This is a genomic window from uncultured Thermomonas sp. (assembly GCF_937872235.1).
GTDB lineage: Bacteria > Pseudomonadota > Gammaproteobacteria > Xanthomonadales > Xanthomonadaceae > Thermomonas > Thermomonas beijingensis.
Genome location: NZ_CALMPC010000018.1, coordinates 1 through 19,675, shown reverse-complemented (window position 1 = coordinate 19,675; position 19,675 = coordinate 1). Strand labels below are relative to the sequence as shown.

Here is a 19,675-nt window from a genome sequence, read left to right as displayed (position 1 = left end):
CATGCAGCTTGCGCGCACGTTTGCCGTACTGATGATGCTGCCGGCTTGCACCGTCAGCGCCGCCAAGCGCGAGCAGCCAGCGGTGCCACATTGTCCTGCCCATGCAACTGTCATGGACGGCTGGGATGACCGCGCACCGCCACGCAAGCTGTTTGGCAATACGTGGTATGTGGGCAGTTGCGGGCTGACGGCCTTGCTGGTGACATCCCCTGCAGGCCATGTAGTGATCGATGGTGCCAGCGAGGCCGCAGGCCCACTGATCGCGGCCAATATCCGTGCATTGGGTTTCAAGCCACAGGATGTGAAGTACATCGTCAACTCGCACGAGCACCGTGACCACGCCGGCGGTATTGCCTATTTGCAGCGCATCACCGGTGCAGTGGTGCGCGTGCGTGCGCCCGCGCTTGCCACGTTCCAGTCTGGCCACGGCGACCGCAGCGACCCGCAATTTCTGGATGGCTCCACGGTCTTTCCACCGGTTGCAAACACTGCAGTCGTTGCGGATGGCGAAACCATTCGCGTTGGCAGCCAATTGGCGCTGACCGCACATGCCACGCCCGGACACGCCGCGGGGGGTACCTCTTGGACATGGCGGTCCTGCGCAGGCAAGCACTGCCTCAATATCGCCTATACCGACAGCAGCAGTGCGATTTCGGACAACGACTTCCAATACTCTGCGCACCCGGCCTATGTGGCCGCATTTGAGCACGGCCTGGACACCATCGCCGCGCTGCCCTGCGACATCCAGATTGCGCCACATCCACTTGCAGTCAATTTATTTGCACGGATGCAAGGGCGCGCACCGCTGATTGATGCCAACGCCTGCAAAACTTACGCCGCCAATGGGCGCATCGCACTGGCTGCGCGCCTGCAACAAGAGCAAGCCGGGGCGAAGCCATGATCGAAATCGACGCCACCGGCAAAGGACTGCTGGGCATGCCCCCTGCGGTGTTCCTGCGCGACTACTGGCAAAAGCAGCCGCTGCTGATTCGCAATGCATTCCCTGATGTTGTCCCGCCGATTGAACCTGAAGACCTCGCCGGTTTGGCCTGCGAAGATGGCGTGTTGGCGCGCTTGATTGAACACGACAAACGCGACGACAGTTGGCGCGTGCGCCACGGGCCGTTTGCCGAAGACGACTTCCCTGGCCTGCCCGACCACGACTGGACCTTGCTGGTGCAGGATGTGGACAAGTGGGATGGCGATGTGCGCGCATTGCTGGCGCATTTCGAATTTCTGCCGCGCTGGCGGATCGACGACATCATGATCAGTTTTGCGGCCACCGGCGGTTCGGTGGGGGCGCATGTCGATCAATACGATGTGTTTTTGTTGCAGGCCCAGGGTCAGCGGCATTGGCAGATCGATGCCGGTGCACATCCGCCGCTGGCATGTCGCGACGATGTGGAACTCAAACTGTTGCGCGACTTCACGCCCAGCCATGACTGGGTGCTGCAACCCGGCGACATGCTGTATCTGCCGCCCGGGGTGCCGCACCACGGGGTGGCAGTGGATGCGTGTTTGACCATTTCGGTCGGGATGCGTGCGCCGGCAGCGGCCGAACTGCTGGGTGATTACGTGGATACGCTGGCTGCCGATGCCCCGGACGAGCTGCGCTACGCTGATCCCGATATCGTCCTGCCCAGTGACCCCAACGAAATCGACGCCGCCGCTATCCAACGTGTGCACGCGGCCTTGCAACAGCTGCGCATGGATGACCCCGACCGCTTTGGCGACTGGTTTGGCAGCTTCATCACCACCTATCGCAGCGCGGTGTTGCCGGTGCCCGCCGACAACCCGCCGCCTGGCGATGGGGTGGCACTGGCGCTGGCCGATGGCGCGCAACTCATCCGCCACCCTTGGTCGCGGATGGCGTGGCGGCAGGCAGCCTGCGCCAGCGACAACACGGCACGGCTGTATGCGGGCGGTGTTGCCTACCCGCTGCCCAGCGCCGACGCCCGTGTGCTGGCTGCCAGCGATACCATCGACGCTCCGCTGCATGCGGGCCTGAGCGATGCCGGGCGTGCCGCTGTCATCGCCTTGCTCGGTGCCGGGCACTACCAACTGATGCAGGAGGACGCCCCATGAACGACGCCAGTGACAACGCTGACAGCAGCACGCTGATTCGGGTCAGCGACCATCCCACCGCCATTGCTCTGGCCACCCAAATCGTGGCCAATGCCCGCCGCCGCGTGTGGATCCGCAGCCTGGATATGGAATCCTGGCTGTTCGACCATGCCGACCTGCTCACCGCGCTGCGCGACTTTGCCACCGCCGGCCGCGATGGCCAAGTGTTGATCCTGTTGCACGATGCCACCGCGCCGCAGGCGGCGCACGCCAAACTGCTGGAATTGGCGCAGCGGCTGCCCAGCGTGTTCCAGTTCCGCGAAGTGAATGATCCGGTCTATCGCGAAGATCGCAGCGCCATGCTGGCCAATGACACCGGCGGTTATTACACGCGCACGCTGGGTGAACGCGCCGAGGGGATTGCCTGCTTGGATGGGCGCGGCCGCGTACGGCAGTTGCAGCAACGCTTCGAAGAAATCTGGGAGCGTTCCCGACCCATAGCTGAATACAGGGCTTTGGGAATCTGAAACCGGCATTTTCTTGACCGGAATCGGTACTGCAGGCGGGGCCCTGTGGCTATAATTCCAATTCTTTGTTTGCGCGTATTCATTTTCAGCCTGTTTTTGTTTCTGGCGCAGACAAGCCCCATTCCCTTCCCCACCAATAGGTTGCTAGCCACCCCGTGGACAGTCTCCTCAAGCAGTTCGCTCAAACCTCCCAACTCGGCGCCAATGGCGCGTTCATCGAAGACTTGTACGAGCAATATCTGGTTGCGCCGGACAGTGTTGATGGCAAATGGAAACAGTATTTCGATGGCCTGCATGGCCGCGAAGCCGGTGATGTGCCGCACTCTGCGGTCATCGAGCAGATTGCCGAGGCCGGCAAATTGGCCGCCCGAGGCCAACTGGCCGGCAGCGCAGGTGGCGATGAGCGCGAACGCAATATCGGCCGCTTGATCACCGCCTACCGCTCACGCGGGCACCTGGCTGCCAAGCTTGACCCGCTGGGCATGGCCACGCCGGTCAACCCACCGGATCTGGATCTGGGTTTCCACCATCTGGGCCAGTCGGATCTTGCCGATGAGTTCAGCACCGGCGGCGTGGCGGGTCAGACGCGAATGAAGCTGCGTGATTTGGTTGCACACCTGCAAGCCACCTACACCGGCAGTATCGGTGCAGAGTTCATGCACATTTTCGAGGCCGACCAGCGGCAGTGGCTGTATCAACGGCTGGAAGCGGCCGGTGGCAATTACAACCTGGATGCCGATACCCGGCGCCGCACGCTGGAACGCCTGACCGCCGCCGAAGGTCTGGAGCGCTACCTGCACACCAAATACGTCGGCCAGAAACGCTTTTCGCTGGAAGGCGGCGATGCGCTGATTCCATTGATGGACACCGTCATTCGCGGTGCCGGCAGTGCCGGTGTCAAGGACGTCATCATCGGGATGGCCCATCGCGGCCGTTTGAACGTACTGGTGAACACACTGGGCAAAAACCCGCGCAAATTGTTCGATGAGTTCGAAGGCAAATTCGACCACGACGAACACGCCATTGCCGGAGACGTGAAATACCACATGGGGTTCTCTGCCGATGTCAGTACCCCCGGCGGCCCGGTGCATCTGGCGCTGGCGTTCAACCCCTCGCATCTGGAAATCGTGGATCCGGTGGTCGCCGGCAGCGTGCGCTCGCGTCAGGAGCGCCGTGGCGATCACGCCCGCAAGCAAGTCATGCCCATCCTGATCCACGGCGATTCGGCGTTTGCCGGCCAGGGTGTGGTGATGGAGCTGTTCCAGATGTCGCAGGCACGCGGCTTCACGGTGGGCGGCACCGTGCATGTGGTGGTCAACAATCAGGTGGGCTTCACCACCTCCAACGTGGAAGACACCCGCTCCACCCGCTACTGCACCGACATCGCCAAGTTCGTGGGCGCTCCGGTGCTGCACGTCAACGGCGATGATCCTGAAGCCGTGGTGTTTGCCGCGCAACTGGCGTTCGAGTTCCGCCAGCAATTTGCCAAGGATGTGGTCATCGATCTGGTGTGCTACCGCCGCCACGGTCACAACGAGGCCGACGAACCGTCGATCACCCAGCCACTGATGTACCAGGTCATCCGCCAGCACAAGACCACCCGCGAGCTGTACGCCGCGCAGCTGGAAGCCGCCGGTGTCATCTCCGCCGGTACGGGTACTGCCTTGGTGGATACCTATCGCAACAAATTGGACTCCGGTGAATGCACCACCGAAGTTGCCGCTGCACACAAACTGGCCCCCACCGATCCGCTGTACGTGGATTGGCCCAAGCTGCTCTCCGGCAAGCTCTCCGATGCCATCAGTACCGCCGTGGGCATGGACAAGCTCAAAGCGCTGGCCGCGCAAATCAACACCATCCCCAACGAAGTGCAACTGCACTCGCGCGTGGCCAAGGTGTATGACGACCGCCGCAAGATGGCCGCAGGCGAACAGCCCGGCGACTGGGGTTTTGCCGAAAACCTGGCCTACGCCACCTTGCTGGATGAAGGCTTCGCCCTGCGCTTGGTCGGCCAGGACGTCGGCCGTGGCACCTTCACCCACCGTCACGCGATCTTGCACGACCAGAAGACCGACAGTTATTACCTGCCGCTGCGGCAACTGGTCAGCTCACCCGAACGCGCTGCGGTGGTTGATTCGCTACTCAGCGAAGAAGCGGTGATGGCGTTCGAATATGGCTTCTCCACCACCGACCCCGACACCCTGTGCATCTGGGAAGGCCAGTTTGGCGACTTTGCCAATGGTGCGCAGGTGGTGATCGACCAATTCGTGGCTGCCGGCGAGGCCAAGTGGGGCCGCGTGGCCGGCTTGACCTTGCTGCTGCCGCACGGCTACGAAGGCCAAGGCCCGGAACACAGCTCGGCGCGGCTGGAGCGCTTCCTGCAACTGTGCGCACTGGAGAATATGCTGGTGTGCGTACCCTCCACCCCGGCGCAGGCCTTCCACATGCTGCGTCGCCAGCTGCACATGACCACCCGCAAACCGCTGGTGGTCATGAGCCCGAAATCGCTGCTGCGCCACAAGCTGGCAGTGTCCTCGCTGGAAGAGATGGCCAATGGCGAGTTCCAGCATCTGATTGGCGATGCCAACGCCGATGCGAAGCAGGTCAAGCGCGTGGTGTTGTGCTCCGGCAAGGTCTATTACGACCTGCTGGAAGACCAGCAAAAGCGCGGCAAGACCGATGTGGCCTTGGTCCGCGTCGAACAGCTCTACCCGTTCCCACGCACCCGGCTGGCCGCCGAACTGGCCAAGTACAGCAAGGCCAGCGAGGTTGTGTGGTGTCAGGAAGAACCGCAAAACCAAGGTGCCTGGTACCAGATCCAGCACCATTTGCGTGCCTGCCTGCAAGCCAAACAAACCTTGGGCTACGCTGGCCGGCCGCGCTCGCCATCACCCGCCGTGGGGCATATGGCCGACCATCTGCGCGAATTGCAGCAGCTGTTGGACGATGCCTTCACCAATCCCGTCGCCGGCGACACTGCCGCTGACTGACCTTCAGACCTATTTTCCGACAGGACGCCCATATGACCACCGAAGTCAAAGTCCCGGTTCTTCCCGAATCCGTTTCCGACGCCACGATTGCCAGCTGGCATAAAAAAGTTGGCGACACCGTCAAGCGTGACGAAAACCTGCTTGATCTTGAAACCGACAAGGTGGTGCTGGAAGTGCCCTCGCCGGTGGATGGCGTGATCAAGGAGATCAAGTTTGCCGAAGGTGCCACCGTCACCAGCCAGCAGCTGCTTGCGCTGATTGAAGAAGGCGCCGTTGCCGCAGCACCCGCACCCGCCGCACCGGCGCCCGCTGCACCGGCACCGCAGGCGACGGCTCCGGCCGCCGCCGCCCCAGCTGCGCCCGTCGCCGCTGCCGCCGCCGAGACCCTGCCGCCAGGCGCACGCTTTGCCGCCACCACCAGCGGCGTAAATCCTGCGGATGTCGCCGGCACCGGCCGTCGCGGCATGGTGACCAAGGAAGACATCGTCAACTACGCCAGTGGCAAGACCGCCGGCGTGGGTGGCGGCGCGCGCCCGGAAGAACGCGTCCCGATGACCCGTATGCGTACCCGCATCGCCGAACGCCTGATGCAGTCGAAAAACTCGATTGCGATGCTGACCTCGTTCAATGAAGTCAATCTGGCCAAGGTCATGCAGATGCGCAAGGAGCTGGGCGAGCAGTTCGAAAAGGCCAACGGCATCAAGCTGGGCTTCATGAGCTTCTTTGCCAAGGCCGCCGCCAACGCACTGCAGAAGTACCCGGTCATCAATGCCTCGGTGGATGGCAGCGATGTGATCTATCACGGCTATGCCGATATCAGCATCGCGGTGTCCACCGACAAGGGTTTGGTGACTCCGGTGCTGCGCAATGTCGAACGCATGGGGTTTGCCGAGATCGAACAAGGCATTGCCACTTATGCCAAGAAAGCGCGCGACGGAAAACTGGGTCTGGATGACCTGCAGGGCGGCACCTTCACGATCACCAATGGCGGCACCTTTGGTTCGTTGATGTCCACTCCGATCGTGAACCCGCCGCAGAGCGCCATCCTCGGCATGCACACCATCAAGGAACGTGCCATCGTCGAAAACGGCCAAGTCATTGCCGCACCGATGATGTACATCGCGCTGTCCTACGACCACCGCATCATCGATGGCAAGGAAGCCGTGCTGTTCCTGGTCGATATCAAGAACCAGTTGGAAAACCCGCACCGCATGCTGTTGGGGATGTGAGATGAGCGAACAACACACTTTCGACGTCGTCGTCATCGGTGCCGGCCCCGCCGGCTACCACGCCGCCATCCGCGCCGCGCAGCTGGGCCTGAAGACCGCCTGCATCGACGCCGCGCTGGGCAAGGACGGCAAGCCGGCGCTGGGCGGCACCTGCCTGCGGGTGGGCTGCATCCCGTCCAAGGCGCTGCTGGATTCCAGCCGCCAGTTCTGGAACATGGGCCACCTCTTCGACCAGCACGGCATCAGCTTCGAGTCGCCTGCGATCGACGTGAAGAAGATGGTCGCCCGCAAGGACGGCATCGTGAAGCAGTTCACCGGCGGCATCGCGGCGCTGTTCAAGGCGAACAAGATCACCGCGTTCTACGGCTTCGGCCAGCTTCAGCCGGGCAACATCGTCAAGGTCAAGCAGCACGACGGTTCCGAGGTTTCGCTTGCGGGCACCAACGTCATCCTCGCCGCCGGTTCGGATTCGATCGAACTGCCGTTCGCCAAGTTCGGCGAACACATCATCGACAACGTTGGCGCGCTGGACCTGGAGCAGGTGCCGAAGCGCCTCGGCGTGATCGGCGCCGGCGTGATCGGGCTGGAGCTGGGCAGCGTGTGGAAGCGCCTGGGCGCCGAGGTCACCATCCTCGAAGGCCTGCCGAACTTCCTCGCCGCGGCCGACGCGGAAGTGAGCAAGGTCGCCGCGCGCGAATTCAAGAAGCAGGGCCTGGACATCAAGCTGGGCTGCAAGTGCACCGCCACCGAGGTCAAGAAGGACGGCGTGCACATCAGCTACACCGATGACAAGGGCGCGGCGCAGGAACTGGTGGTGGACAAGCTGCTGGTGGCCGTGGGCCGCCGCGCCGCCACCAAGGGCCTGCTGGCCGAAGGCACCGGCGTGAAGCTCAACGAGCGCGGCCAGATCGAGGTCGACGCGCATTGCCACACCGGCGTCGACGGCGTGTGGGCGGTCGGCGACTGCGTGCGCGGCCCGATGCTGGCGCACAAGGGCTTCGAGGAAGGCATCGCGGTGGCCGAGCTGATCGCCGGCCTGCCGGGCCACGTCAACTTCGACACCATCCCGTGGGTGATCTACACCGAGCCGGAAATCGCCTGGGTCGGCAAGACCGAGGAGCAGCTGAAGGCCGAGGGCATCCCGTACAAGGCCGGCAGCTTCCCGTTCGCGGCGGTCGGCCGCGCGGTGGCGATGGCCGAGCCGGCGGGCTTCGTGAAGGTGCTGGCGCATGCCGAGACCGACACCATCCTCGGCATGCACCTGGTCGGCGCCAACGTGTCCGAGCTGGTCCACGAAGGCGTGCTGGCGATGGAGTTCAAGGGCAGCGCCGACGACCTGGCGCGCATCTGCCACGCCCACCCGTCGCTGAGCGAAGCCGTGCACGACGCCGCGATGGCGGTGCACAAGCGGGCGATCCACAAGGCCAACTAAGGCCGCCCGCGTCCCCGGACGGCGCCCTCGCGGCGCCGTTCGCATTTCGAGGTCCCGCTACGCCGATGCCCCTGCAGTTCCTGCTCAAGACGACGATCACGGTGGCGCTGGTGCTGCTCGCCTCGGGCCTCGCCAAGCGCCCCGGCCTGCTGGGCGCGCTGGTGGCGGCGCTGCCGGTGACGTCGCTGCTGGTGCTGGGCTGGCTGTACGTCGACACCGGCGACCCGCGCCAAGTGGCGCGGCTGTCGATGGATATCTTTTGGTTCGTGCTGGGCGGGCTGGCGTTCTTCCCGGCGCTGAGCCTGTCGCTGCGGGCCGGCTGGCCGGTCTGGGCGTGTTTCGCGGTGGCGGCGGTCGCCGCCTTCGCCGGCATGAGCGCCACCCAGGCGGCCTTGACCCATTTCAGGAGTGCAGGATGAAGACCCTCTGCGTCTATTGCGGTTCCAACGCCGGCGGTGATCCGGCCTACGCCGCGCTGGCCCGCGACTTCGGCGCGCGCCTCGCCCGCGACGGCATCGCGCTGGTCTATGGCGGCGGCAACGTCGGCCTGATGGGCATCGTGGCCGATGCCGTCCTCGCCGGCGGCGGTGAAGTGATCGGCGTGATCCCGCAGCAGCTGGTCGATTGGGAAGTGGCGCACAAGGATGTGACGCGACTGGAAATCGTGGATTCCATGCACACCCGCAAGGCACGCATGTTCGAACTGGCCGACGGCTTCGTTGCCCTCCCCGGCGGCTTCGGCACGCTGGACGAGATGTTCGAAATGCTGACTTGGCGGCAGCTGGGCCTCGGCAAGAAACCCTGCGCCTTCCTCGACAACAATGGCTTTTGGGAGCCACTGATGGCCATGCTGGACACCATGGTGCGCGAGCGTTTTCTGCACGCGGAGCAGCGCCACGACCTGTGGCAAGGCCATGACATCGATACATTGCTGACGTGGATGCGCAATTACATTCCGGCGCAGGCCGACAAATGGCTGGATGAAAAACGCCGCAGCCAACTCAAATTGTCATCGGAGGACGTATGAGCATTCCCTCGTCGTTTCGCGCATTCCGAATTCACAATGACGCGGCGGGCTACCGCAGCGGGCTGGAATCGATCGCGCTGACGGATCTCAACTCCGGCGAGGTGATCATCAAGACCGCGTACTCCTCCATCAACTACAAAGACGCACTGGCGGGTACCGGCCAAGGCAAAATCCTGCGGCAATTTCCGCTGGTGGGCGGGATTGATGTGGCGGGGCATGTAGTGACATCCACCGATGCGGCCTTCAAAGAAGGCGACGCGGTGCTGGTGACCGGCAGTGGCCTGTCGGAAACCCGCGACGGCGGTTATAGCGAATATGCACGGCTGGAGGCGAAGTGGGTTATCCCGTTGCCCACAGGGCTGAGCCTGCGCGAAGCGATGATCCTGGGCACCGCTGGCTTCACCGCTGCACTGGGCTTGCTGCGGATGGAAGACAATCGCCAAACACCGGCGCACGGCCCTTTGGCGGTGACGGGGGCCAGCGGCGGCGTGGGCTCGTTGGCATTGGCTATTTATCGCAAGGCCGGTTATGAAGTCCACGCGATCAGCGGAAAACCCGAGCATGCGGACTATCTGAAGTCGCTGGGTGCGCACGAAGTCTTGGGCCGCGACGCATTGGCCACCACCAAACCGATGGACACCGCCCGCTTTGGCGGCGGTCTGGACAATGTCGGCGGGCCGATGCTGGCCGCCCTGTTGGCGCAGACCGCACCCTACGGCAATGTGGCCAGTTGCGGGCTGGCGGCGTCGCACGAACTGCATGCCACGGTGATGCCGTTCATCATTCGCGGCGTGTCGCTGCTGGGGGTAGCCTCGGCCGGCACCGCGCGCGATATCCGTGAAGAGGTCTGGCGGCGGTTGGCGGACAGCTGGAAACCCGACAATCTGGACGCCATCTGCACCCGTGAAGTAGGCTTAGACGGTCTTGCAGAGGTATTTTCAGCCATGTTGGCCGGTCAATCCTTGGGCCGCAGCGTGGTGAGTATCGCAAACCCAGTTTGAGCTGCTTGCAGGCTACGCCGCGACCGCTACAATCCAATTGAATTTCCGGGGATTCCCATGGCACGCATTCTGATTGTTGACGATTCACCCTCCCAGCTGATGAGCATCCGTCGCATCGTCGAAAAACTCGGCCATGAAGCACTGACCGCTGAAGATGGAGCCGCCGGGGCGGAAGCCGCCAAGCGCGAAATTCCTGATCTGGTCCTGATGGACGTGGTGATGCCTAACCTCAACGGGTTTCAGGCCACCCGCGCCATTACCCGTGATGCCACCACCAAACACATTCCGGTGATTCTGGTGACCACCAAAGATCAGGACACCGACCGCGTGTGGGGCATGCGCCAAGGGGCCAAGGCGTACATCACCAAGCCATTCAACGAAACCGAATTGGCCAATCTGATCAACCAGTATCTGGGCGGTTCCGGCGCTGCCTGAACGCAGCGCACTGATCCCGCAGCCTGATCCTGCGCGCCTTACGCGCGCCGCCAATCCTCGCCAAACACATCGCGCATCTTGGCGTACGCCTTGCGCTGCGCATCCGTATGCGCCTTGGGTGCAAGAATCTCCAGTTCCACGATTTGATCGCCAGCGGCCGCAGTACCGGCATTGGGCAAGCCTCGTCCGCGCAAACGCAGCTTGCGGCCGGATTCGGAATCCGCCGGGATCTTCAGCTCCACCGCGCCGCCTAGGGTTGGCACGCTGAGGGTCGCCCCCAAGGCTGCCTCCCACGGGGCCACCGGCAGCACATGAATCACGTTGCTGCCATCCACCTCGAACTGCGGGTCGGCGGCATATTCCACCTCCAACAACAAATCACGCCCGGCATTGCCCTGCTTGGCCAAGCGGATCACTTGCCCGGGTTTGATGCCCTTGGGTACCCGAACTTCCAGGGTGCGACCGTTGACGGTGACACGCACGCTGCTGCCCGCGTACACCGATTGCAACGGTACCGCCAGTTTGGCGCGGGTATCGGCGGCCGGTGCGCCCCCGCGGGTATTTGAACGTGGGCCGCCACCCGCACGACTACCGCGCCCGAACATATTTTCGAAAAAATCAGAAAACCCGCCGCCAGCACCACCGCCTGCAAAAATTTCATCGAAATCCACGCCCCCGCCCGGTCCGTGCCCAAATCCGCCCGGTGGCGGGCGAACTTCGTCGCCCGGCCGGTAGCCGCCGGCGCGCAACTGGTCATACGCCTTGCGCTTGGCCGGGTCACGCAACGCCTCATAGGCTTCGTTGACCGCCTTGAATGATTCCTCGGCGCTTTTTTCCTTGCTGACATCCGGGTGGTATTTGCGCGCCAGGCGGCGGTACGCGGTCTTGATTTCCGCGTCGCCCGCGCTGGGTTCAACGCCCAGAATGCCGTAGTAATCTTTGAATTCCATGATTGCTCCTTGACCGGGTTTGCGCAGCAGGAAACATCCTGCGCTCCGCGCAACCCGGGGTACACTGTATTTTCATCGAAATGAGGCCCGAACATGCCGATTCAAGTTGGCGATCACATCCCGGAAGCCGTGCTTGCCTATATTGATAACGGCGTGCATCGGATCGATACCCATACCCTGTTTGGTGACCGCAAGTTGCTGCTGTTTGCGGTGCCAGGTGCGTTCACGCCCACTTGCTCCGAACGCCACCTGCCCGGCTTTGTTGAACAGTTTGATGCGTTCCGCACGCGCGGTATCGAAGTGGCCTGCATGGCAGTGAATGACCCGTTTGTGATGCAGGCCTGGGGCAAAAGCCAGCATGTCCCCGATGGCTTGCGAATGTTGGCGGACGGCAACGCCGATTTCACCCGTGCGTTGGGGCTGCAGATGGATGCCAGCGGCTATGGCATGGGCGTGCGCTGCAAACGGTTTGCGCTGTATGCCGATAACGGCGTGGTGCAAGGGTTATGGGTGGAAGCACCGGGTGAGTTTCGGGTGTCTTCGGCCGAGTACGTACTGACGCATTTGCCGCAGTGATTGCATCCCGCAAGCCGGTGCCTGATCGCCCGACTACTGCAAGATTGTGAAGCCCAAACTGTTCCACGCGCCGCTATCGGCCAGTGCTGTCAGCGTATGCTTGCCGGGGCTGGAAAATTCATAGGCCAACGGTTGCGCAGCCTCGGTTTCACCGATCCAACGCCCATCCAGCAACCATTGCACCCTGCCACTGGCACCGGTGGCACGCAGGGCCAATTTCACGCCGCCACCTTGGCCGGGAGGACGGATCAGCGTGGCGGCATCGTTCACGCCCTCAATGACCAGTGCTGTGGTGGCATTGCGGCCATCGTCCTCGCAATCGGCGGCCAGCGCCGGCAACGTGGCCGCCGCACGCCATGCCTGTGGCAACCATGGCGAGGCCAAGGCTGGCCAACGTGCGATCGAACGCGGAATGGATGCATGCGGCTGGCGGCAATTGGCCGACAGCCGCAGGCCGCTGTGCGCATCGACGTCGAAGTGTTCGATGCCGGGATTCCACAATCGCGCTTGGCGCTCGGCAAAGGTTGGCGGCACCACGCCATCCAACACCCACGCCTGCATGCGCTTGGCGCACAACGCAGCCGATTGCGTATCGGCAGCAAGGCCAGAGGGCCAGCAGATGGCGATATCGGACACGTTGCGCGGCATTGGCACGCGCACCGGATCGGTGGGTGCGTGCGGCAGACTGTCGATGACTTCGAACAACAACGGCAACGCGGTCACCGCGCCGTATTGGCCGGGCAAAGGCGTGCCATCGGGCCGCCCGACCCACACGCCGACGCTATAACGCGGGGTGCCACCCAGCGCCCAGGCATCGCGGAAGCCATAGCTGGTGCCGGTTTTCCACGCCACCTGCGGACGCCGGCCGCTATCGAACAACTCGCGGGCCTCGCCAGGGCGCGGATTGGCCACCAAGATTTCGCGCACGATCCACGCCGCCCCCGGCGATAGCAAACGGCGCTCGATCAGCGGTGCATCCTGGGTAAAGCGCACATGCCCGGCAATGCCAGCACGATGCAAGGCCGCAAATGCCCCCACCATGTCTTCCAGCTTGGCCCCTGTGCCGCCCAGGATCATGGAAAGATTCGGCGCTGCACCGGCAGGGAACTTCAGCACAAGCCCCGCGTGTTGCAGGCGTGCTGCAAACCGCGCCGGGCCAACCCGGTTCAACAGCTCTACCGCCGGTACATTGAGCGACAGTCGCAGCGCTTCGGCCGCACCAATGGGGCCATTGAATGCTTTGTCGAAGTTGCCGGGCCGATAGCCGTCAAACGATTGCGGTGCATCCAGCAATAAACTTTCGGAGTGGATCAGCCCATCCTCCAGCGCCATTCCGTACAAGAAAGGTTTGAGGGTGGATCCGGGCGAGCGCCACGCTTGCACCATATCCACATCACCCAAGCGCTGTTTATCACCGAAGGCGACTGAGCCGATATAGGCGCGCGCTTGCAGCGTGGCATTATCGATGACGAGCAAGGCAGCCGACGTGCGCGGCGGCAGGTCGGAAAAATAACTGGCCACGCGTTCTTCCAACGCACGTTGCAGGCCCGCATCAAGCGTGGACACGATACGCGGCAGCGTTGGCTGGTTGCGATGCAAACGTTGCGCCAGCAACGCTGCGTCCATCGGATTGCGCAGGCGCCGCGAGACCACGGTTTCAATGCGCGCATCGTCCGCTTGCGGCTTGGACCAAATGCCAAGCGCAGCCATGCGATCGAGCACTTTGTCACGCGCATGCTGGGCGGCTTCCGGGTTGCGATCCGGACGCAATCGAGTGGGTGATTGCGGCAATACCGCCAGCAACGCCGCTTCAGCATGCGAGAGTTGCGCGGCGGGCTTGCCAAGATAGGCCCAGCTGGCCGCTTCCACGCCTTCAATGGGGCCACCAAACGGTGCGCGCTGCAAATACAGGGTCAGGATTTGGCGCTTGGACAAATGCGCTTCCAGTTGCAGCGCACGCAACACTTGCCGCAGCTTGCCGCCGATGCTGCGGCTACTGCCATCGCGCAACGCGGGGTCGATGATGCGTGCTACTTGCATGGTCAAGGTAGAGCCACCCGAAACGATGTGGCGATTGCGCAACACCTGTGCCCCGGCACGCAACATCGCGATGGGGTTGATCCCGGGATGCTTCCAGAACCAGCGGTCTTCGTAACCCAATAACGCTTGCAGATACAACGGCGATACCGACTCGGGGCTGGCCGGGTAACGCCACACCCCATGTGCATCGGCAAATGCGCGCAGCGGGGTGCCGTCCCGTGCCACCACGACGGCTGCCGCATCGCGTGTTTTGGGCAGCGGTAATGGAAATGCGGCATCCAGAATCAGCAACGCCAACAACACCATCACCGTGCCCCAGCGTAGCCAGGGCAACATGCGGATGGCGGTGGCTTTGATCCTTCTTCCGAAACCGGAAGAAGGCCACTGGATCACGGCTGCACCACCGTGATGCGGTCAGGCACGGATTTACCCACACCACGCAGCTCGGGCCGGTACATGTCTTCCACCAGTGGCGGGGGGACGGTGTAACTGCCGGGGGTGACTGCACGCACCAAGTAGAACAATTTGGCGGGACTGCCGGCTTGCAGCTTCAATGCCGCCACATAACGATCATCGCGGAACTCCTCATGATTCAGGCTGGCCTCGTTTGCGCGGTCGCTGATGTTGATGCCATCCACCACCACGTCGGCCCACTGCTTGGCATCGCCCAGGTTGAAGTTTTCGATCTCAAGCCCGGCTGGCAACAAATCAGTCAGCAAGGCATCGGGCATGTTGCGGTCGGCGGTAATGACCACGCGCACGATCAAGGCCTCGCCCTCCTTCAGCGCACGCGGCGTCCACGGCTTGCCATCGGTGCCAAATAGATTGCGCTCGACTTTGATTTGTCGCGCATCCGCCGCCGGTGCTGTGCGCGGCACACCAGCTACATCCAGACTGGCGTAATACGGGCCTTCACCTTGCGGCAGGAAGCGCAGCCCCTTGGCTAGTGCGGCATAGTCAAGTTCACGGCTGAAGCCCTTGCTGGCAGCGATAGCTTCGTTCGCGCCGGCGCTGGTCAATGTGCCGGACACCAACTTTGTTTGCGAAACCAGCAGGGCTTTACCCAAACGCGCCAAGGCGATTTGTTCTTGCGTACTCAGCCACAACCACGGCGAAGCTGCACGCCGTGCTTCCAACTCGCGGCCCAGTTCAATCACCTTGGCGTCATACGCAGGCTTGCTGTAGCCGCGTTCGTGGGTGATGGCGATCATCAATGCAGCGTCGCGCAGGGGGCTGCCGTAATCGCCCAGCCAGCCTTGGCGATCCCCCTTGAACGCAAACCCATCGGCAATCGCTTTTTCGCCGCGCTGCTTGTCACCCTGCATCGCCAGCGCCAAGCCAAGCTGCACCAATGGCAGCCCTTTCAACGCATGTTTGCGATCGTTGTCGTACAAGCTGCGCAAGGTGCCCAACGGCGCGCGATTGACCCGGGCAAGGACATACCCGGCATACGCTTTGTAAGCAAACTGCAAGTACTCGCGATGATCGCGTCCGTAGAACCCGCTGCCGCCAGACAGCAAATCCTCATTGAGGCGTTGCAGGGCTTTTTGCAGCACGCCATCGGGTACCGCAAAGCCGGCTTGGCGCGCATCCAACAGGAAATCAACAATGTACGGGGTGAGCTGCGGGTCGGCGTTGTCGTCGTTGCCCCACATCGAAAAATGCCCATTGCCCAACTGCATCGATGCCAACCGGCCAAATGCGCCGTCCATGCGTGCACGGCGTTGCTCGGGCGTCAACCCGGTCACACCAAACCGTTGCGCGGTGTCGGCATCCAGCTCCAATGCCGCATAACCTTTGCTGGTGGTTTGCTCGGCGCAGCCATACGGATAATCCAGTGCGCCTTTGAGCGCCGCCCCAAACGGAATCGGTGGCAGCGCACTGACCAACATGCGTGCGTGCACCGAGCCGGGCATCAAACCCTCCGCAAGGCTGCCATCCATGCTGGCGGCACCGCCGGTGGCAAGTACCTGCGTGCGTGTACGCAACACCGACGGCCACGCCGGGCGCACCGGCAGATCATATTTGCGATCCACCTTGAAGCCGTTGCCTTCCACCCGCACCCGCACCTGCGCCACGCCGTAACCTTCCTGCGCAGACAACGGGAAACTCAGCGTCGATTTGGCTTCACTGCCCAACGTCAGGCTGCGGCTGCCTTCGGCAATCGTTGCCGGGCCAATGCCGTCGACTTGCAGCTTGAATGCACCCGGTTTGCCGGTGTAGTTGCTGATGTCCAGCGTCACCATGCCACGATCCCCCGGCGCCATCGCACGCGGCATGCTGGCTTCGGCGACGATCGGCGCGCGCACCACTACTTCCGCATCTTTATTGCCGTACTGCGTGTCGGAATACACCAAGGTGGAGACCCGCAAGGTGCCGTTGAAATCCGGCACATTCACCGCAACCCTGGCACTGCCCTTGGCATCCAATTGCACCGGGCCTGCGAACAGGTCCACGGTCTGCACCCGCGCCGTCGGGCGACGTGCCTGCGGCAGTGCGGCCAAGGCCATGTCACCACCGAAGCGCATGCGTGCAGTGGCACCGTCGAAACTCTCGATCACGCGGGCATAGATGTCATACGCATCCACCCCCAAGCGGCGCTGGGCAAAAAAGTGCGCATTGGCATCCGGCACCGGAAAGCGGGTGATGTTGAGGATGCCCACATCCACCGCCGAAACCGTCGCGAAGGCTTGCCTGCCCGCCAGCTGCGGTGCACTTACGGTCACCTGCAACGGTTGTTCAGGCCGCACTTGCGATGGCACCGTCAAGCCCACCGCAACCCGGCGCTGACTGCGATCCATCGGCACGAACACCTCGCCCACTGCACGTGCCGGGGTGATTTTGCTGGCGGCACTACCACCGCGCAGTACCAAGGCGGTGATGTAGATATCGTGCCGCTCCCAGTCCTGGGTGACGGGAATTTCGACCACGGTACCCGGTTTCACATCCAGCGACTGCACGAACAACATGCGATCGGATTCCACCATCACCAAGCCCTTGCCGGCATGCGGCGGGGTCAGCGTCACTTTCAATTTGTCACCAGCACGATAGGCGGGCTTGTCCAGCGCCAGCTTGACCTTGTCGGGGCGTGCATCCAGCCCGCGGTTTTCGTTGTCCCATCCCCAGCCGGCGTGGAACGGGTAGCGCATGGTCAATTGCGTGGCCGGGTCGAACACATCCAACCTGTAATCGCCCCACTCCACCGGCATATCAAAACGCAGCGCAGTATTACCAACATCCACGGTGCGGGTTTCAATGGTTTTGTAGCGGCGAGTGAAATCGTAATTCCAACCACTGCTGTCATCGTGGGTCCAGTGATAATCGCGCAGCTCGCGCACCAAACTCACCTTCAGGCCCTTGCCGGGTTGCGGTTTGCCGTCACGGCCATAGCGCATCAACTCAAAGCCGGCATTGGCATTGGGATTGGCACCCTCGACATCGTCAAACAATGGCCGCACGCCTACCAGCACATCCGCCGGCCATAAGGTGCGGCTGACGCTGCGGTTGACGCTGCGGCCACCGGATTCAAACAGGCTTCCGGCCACAATGGCTTGCACCGGGGTGTTGTTTTTAACCTCCGCAGGCAGTGGCAACTCCTGCCGCAGTTCACCCTTGGCATCCAGCTGCGCATCCACCACATCCTTGGCGTCTTTCGGCAGCACCACCGTCGGATCACCGAAGAACCAGCCCTTCAACGCCTCCAGCGGATGCTGGTCCACGCGTACCGCCAGTTTGGCGGTGAAGCGGTTGCCGGCAGCCGGCGCGCCGTACAGATACGCGCCCTTGGCCTGCAGCCGGAACGGCTGGCCGGGCCGCAGCACGGGCGCATCGCTATCCAGATCCAGCTTCATGCGCTCGGGCAGGAATTCCTCGATGCGCAGGCTCATGCCCTGGACCGCGTCCTTGCTGGCAGGGTCGGTACGGAACTCCACTTGCCAACGGCCAGTGGGGGCCTCGGCGGGAATGGTTTTTTCGAAACGGAAATAGCCTTGTGCACCCGGCTCGATCCGCGACTCAATGAAGGTCTTGCCGTCCGGCTGTTTCAATCGCACGAATAGCGATTGGGTTTTGCCATTCTTTGCTGGCACCGGCTTGCCATCAAAATCACGCAGCAGCGCCGACACGCGCACAGTCTCGCCGGGGCGATACAAATCACGCCCGGACCACGCGAACACATCGAACCACGCCTGTTCGCGGCCGCCCACTGCAAATTCAGATAGATCCAGTGCCGGCTGGTTGAACGACAACATCGACATGTCCTTGCCGCGCAATGCGGTCAGTACATGCGCGGCATCCAGCGTGTAGTTCAGCAGTGCGTTGCCATTGCTGTCGGTGCTGGCCTTGAAAATGGCCTCGCCGCGTGCGTCCAGCACCTGCAAGTCCACCCCGCCCAAGCCATCGCCAGTGGCAAGCGATGCGGTATGCACGAACACCTTGTCCTTGTAGGCGCGCACATGCAGGCCGATGTCGCTGACGCTGAAAAATGCAGTGTCAAATTCACCTTTGAACGAGCCGGTCTTTTTCATCACCGCGAAATACAGGCCCGGCTTTTGCAACTCGCCAATGCTCTGGATTGGCAGATAGGTCAATACACGCTCGTTGCGTGCGCCACCGAGCACAAAGCGATTCATGTACACCGGCTCGGCCAATTTCGAGATTGGCGAGCGGCTGTCGGCATCGTCCGGATCGTACCAGGACGGATCCAATTCCCAATTGCTGCGCTTGCCCGCACGCTGATATTCGGCAAAGAACTTTGGCAACGCCGTATCGCGCACGCGCAGAAACTCGACGTCCACCTCATCCACATTCACCGACACCACCGGCAAACCGCGTGATTCCTTCGCCGGAATCACACTGCCCTGCGAAGCAAACCCCACCACCGGCTCCAACTCGCCGGTGTACACCTTCAGCTCAACATCCTTGCCCAAGGTCGTGCCATCAGCGGCGGTCAGCGTGCCGGACAATTTCAGGGTATAGGTTTTGTTGGTTTCGACATTCGGATAGCGCAGCGTTTTGCCGTCATCGCCAAGCGCCCAACCACTCCGATCTTCGCCGCTGGCATCAATCAATACCAGCTTGTCAAACTCTTGCGTGCCCACCAACGGCCGCGAGAACTCCACCGCCACCGTCAGCGCATCCGAGCGCTGCTCCGGATACGCGCGCACCACCGCAAAGCCCTTGACCGCTGCGCGCTCTGCCTTGATCGCCTCGCCACTGGCGGTGGGCAGTTGCCCTTCTGTATTGCGTTTGCAGGCAGCCAGGCCGAGCAGCAGGTTTGCCAGCAACACGGCGGTGAGCAGAGAACGCAGCAGCGGGATCCTTGAACGAGGCATGGCGATTCCATCGCAGAGAACTGGGTTTGAGTATAGGACGCGAAGCACGCGAATTTCAGGACGTGAGTTTG

At 62.6% G+C, this 19,675-nt stretch carries 13 protein-coding genes and 1 pseudogene; 11 read left to right on the top strand and 3 right to left on the bottom strand.

All coding sequences use genetic code 11. From position 1 onward, the window contains the following. Position 1 precedes the first annotated feature (1 nt). The 10 genes and pseudogenes from bla (at position 2) to pilH (ending at position 10,705) form a co-directional block, all read left to right on the top strand. Positions 2-901 (top strand): subclass B3 metallo-beta-lactamase, encoded by a 900-nt coding sequence (gene bla / locus QWB57_RS01440; RefSeq protein ID WP_288968020.1) that lies wholly within the window; start codon positions 2-4, stop codon positions 899-901. Continuing rightward, positions 898-2,102: pseudogene (locus QWB57_RS01435) on the top strand (cupin domain-containing protein); the annotation flags it as partial. The gene bla and the pseudogene QWB57_RS01435, both read left to right, overlap by 4 nt. A gap of 15 nt (positions 2,103-2,117) precedes the next feature. Beyond that, on the top strand, positions 2,118-2,591 hold the full coding sequence (locus tag QWB57_RS01430) for a hypothetical protein (protein WP_288968075.1): 474 nt from the start codon (positions 2,118-2,120) through the stop codon (positions 2,589-2,591). Between the two features lie 155 nt (positions 2,592-2,746). After that, entirely contained in the window at positions 2,747-5,581 is a 2,835-nt protein-coding gene (locus QWB57_RS01425) for a 2-oxoglutarate dehydrogenase E1 component (RefSeq protein WP_288968019.1), read from the top strand. A 32-nt stretch (positions 5,582-5,613) separates the two neighbouring features. Beyond that, positions 5,614-6,810 (top strand): dihydrolipoyllysine-residue succinyltransferase, encoded by a 1,197-nt coding sequence (gene sucB / locus QWB57_RS01420; protein WP_288968018.1) that lies wholly within the window; start codon positions 5,614-5,616, stop codon positions 6,808-6,810. 1 nt (position 6,811) lies between these two features. Beyond that, positions 6,812-8,242, top strand: coding sequence for a dihydrolipoyl dehydrogenase (gene lpdA, locus QWB57_RS01415; RefSeq protein ID WP_288968016.1), 1,431 nt, complete (start codon positions 6,812-6,814; stop codon positions 8,240-8,242). A 65-nt stretch (positions 8,243-8,307) separates the two neighbouring features. Further along, positions 8,308-8,661, top strand: a complete 354-nt coding sequence (locus QWB57_RS01410) for a DUF3147 family protein (RefSeq protein ID WP_223629530.1) — start codon at positions 8,308-8,310, stop codon at positions 8,659-8,661. Next, complete coding sequence (locus QWB57_RS01405; protein ID WP_223629531.1) at positions 8,658-9,269, top strand: TIGR00730 family Rossman fold protein; 612 nt, start codon at positions 8,658-8,660, stop codon at positions 9,267-9,269. Before QWB57_RS01410 ends, QWB57_RS01405 begins: the two co-directional genes overlap by 4 nt. Next, the gene (locus QWB57_RS01400) at positions 9,266-10,270 is read left to right on the top strand and encodes a YhdH/YhfP family quinone oxidoreductase (RefSeq protein WP_223629532.1); all 1,005 of its coding nucleotides are present in this window, start codon (positions 9,266-9,268) and stop codon (positions 10,268-10,270) included. The genes QWB57_RS01405 and QWB57_RS01400 overlap by 4 nt, the downstream gene beginning before the upstream one ends. A 57-nt stretch (positions 10,271-10,327) precedes the next feature. Continuing rightward, positions 10,328-10,705: a twitching motility response regulator PilH gene (pilH, locus tag QWB57_RS01395; RefSeq protein ID WP_223629533.1), complete on the top strand. Its 378-nt coding sequence runs from the start codon at positions 10,328-10,330 to the stop codon at positions 10,703-10,705. 38 nt (positions 10,706-10,743) lie between these two features. On the opposite strand, the gene QWB57_RS01390 is transcribed toward pilH, so the two are convergent. Continuing rightward, positions 10,744-11,655 carry a J domain-containing protein gene (locus QWB57_RS01390; protein ID WP_223629534.1) on the bottom strand — a complete coding sequence of 304 codons (912 nt, stop codon included), beginning with the start codon at positions 11,653-11,655 and terminating at the stop codon, positions 10,744-10,746. 93 nt (positions 11,656-11,748) lie between these two features. Here QWB57_RS01390 and QWB57_RS01385 point away from each other — a divergent pair, with 93 nt between their 5' ends. Continuing rightward, positions 11,749-12,231 carry a peroxiredoxin gene (locus QWB57_RS01385; RefSeq protein WP_223629535.1) on the top strand — a complete coding sequence of 161 codons (483 nt, stop codon included), beginning with the start codon at positions 11,749-11,751 and terminating at the stop codon, positions 12,229-12,231. A gap of 33 nt (positions 12,232-12,264) precedes the next feature. Here the strand turns inward: QWB57_RS01385 and pbpC are convergent, their stop codons facing one another. Together pbpC and QWB57_RS01375 are read right to left on the bottom strand one after the other, a co-directional pair. Then, positions 12,265-14,607 carry a penicillin-binding protein 1C gene (gene pbpC, locus QWB57_RS01380; protein ID WP_288968015.1) on the bottom strand — a complete coding sequence of 781 codons (2,343 nt, stop codon included), beginning with the start codon at positions 14,605-14,607 and terminating at the stop codon, positions 12,265-12,267. A gap of 53 nt (positions 14,608-14,660) precedes the next feature. Next, the gene (locus QWB57_RS01375; RefSeq protein WP_288968014.1) at positions 14,661-19,604 is read right to left on the bottom strand and encodes an alpha-2-macroglobulin; all 4,944 of its coding nucleotides are present in this window, start codon (positions 19,602-19,604) and stop codon (positions 14,661-14,663) included. Positions 19,605-19,675: the final 71 nt, after the last annotated feature.

Excerpts from the sequence above, each read along its gene's own strand:
- bla (WP_288968020.1), top strand. The coding sequence starts at position 2 with ATGCAGCTTGCGCGCACGTTTGCCGTACTGATGATGCTGCCGGCTTGC.
- sucB (WP_288968018.1), top strand. The coding sequence starts at position 5,614 with ATGACCACCGAAGTCAAAGTCCCGGTTCTTCCCGAATCCGTTTCCGAC.
- lpdA (WP_288968016.1), top strand. The coding sequence starts at position 6,812 with ATGAGCGAACAACACACTTTCGACGTCGTCGTCATCGGTGCCGGCCCC.
- QWB57_RS01410 (WP_223629530.1), top strand. The coding sequence starts at position 8,308 with ATGCCCCTGCAGTTCCTGCTCAAGACGACGATCACGGTGGCGCTGGTG.
- QWB57_RS01405 (WP_223629531.1), top strand. The coding sequence starts at position 8,658 with ATGAAGACCCTCTGCGTCTATTGCGGTTCCAACGCCGGCGGTGATCCG.
- QWB57_RS01400 (WP_223629532.1), top strand. The coding sequence starts at position 9,266 with ATGAGCATTCCCTCGTCGTTTCGCGCATTCCGAATTCACAATGACGCG.
- pilH (WP_223629533.1), top strand. The coding sequence starts at position 10,328 with ATGGCACGCATTCTGATTGTTGACGATTCACCCTCCCAGCTGATGAGC.
- QWB57_RS01390 (WP_223629534.1), bottom strand. The coding sequence starts at position 11,655 with ATGGAATTCAAAGATTACTACGGCATTCTGGGCGTTGAACCCAGCGCG.
- QWB57_RS01385 (WP_223629535.1), top strand. The coding sequence starts at position 11,749 with ATGCCGATTCAAGTTGGCGATCACATCCCGGAAGCCGTGCTTGCCTAT.
- pbpC (WP_288968015.1), bottom strand. The coding sequence starts at position 14,607 with ATGTTGCCCTGGCTACGCTGGGGCACGGTGATGGTGTTGTTGGCGTTG.
- QWB57_RS01375 (WP_288968014.1), bottom strand. The coding sequence starts at position 19,604 with ATGCCTCGTTCAAGGATCCCGCTGCTGCGTTCTCTGCTCACCGCCGTG.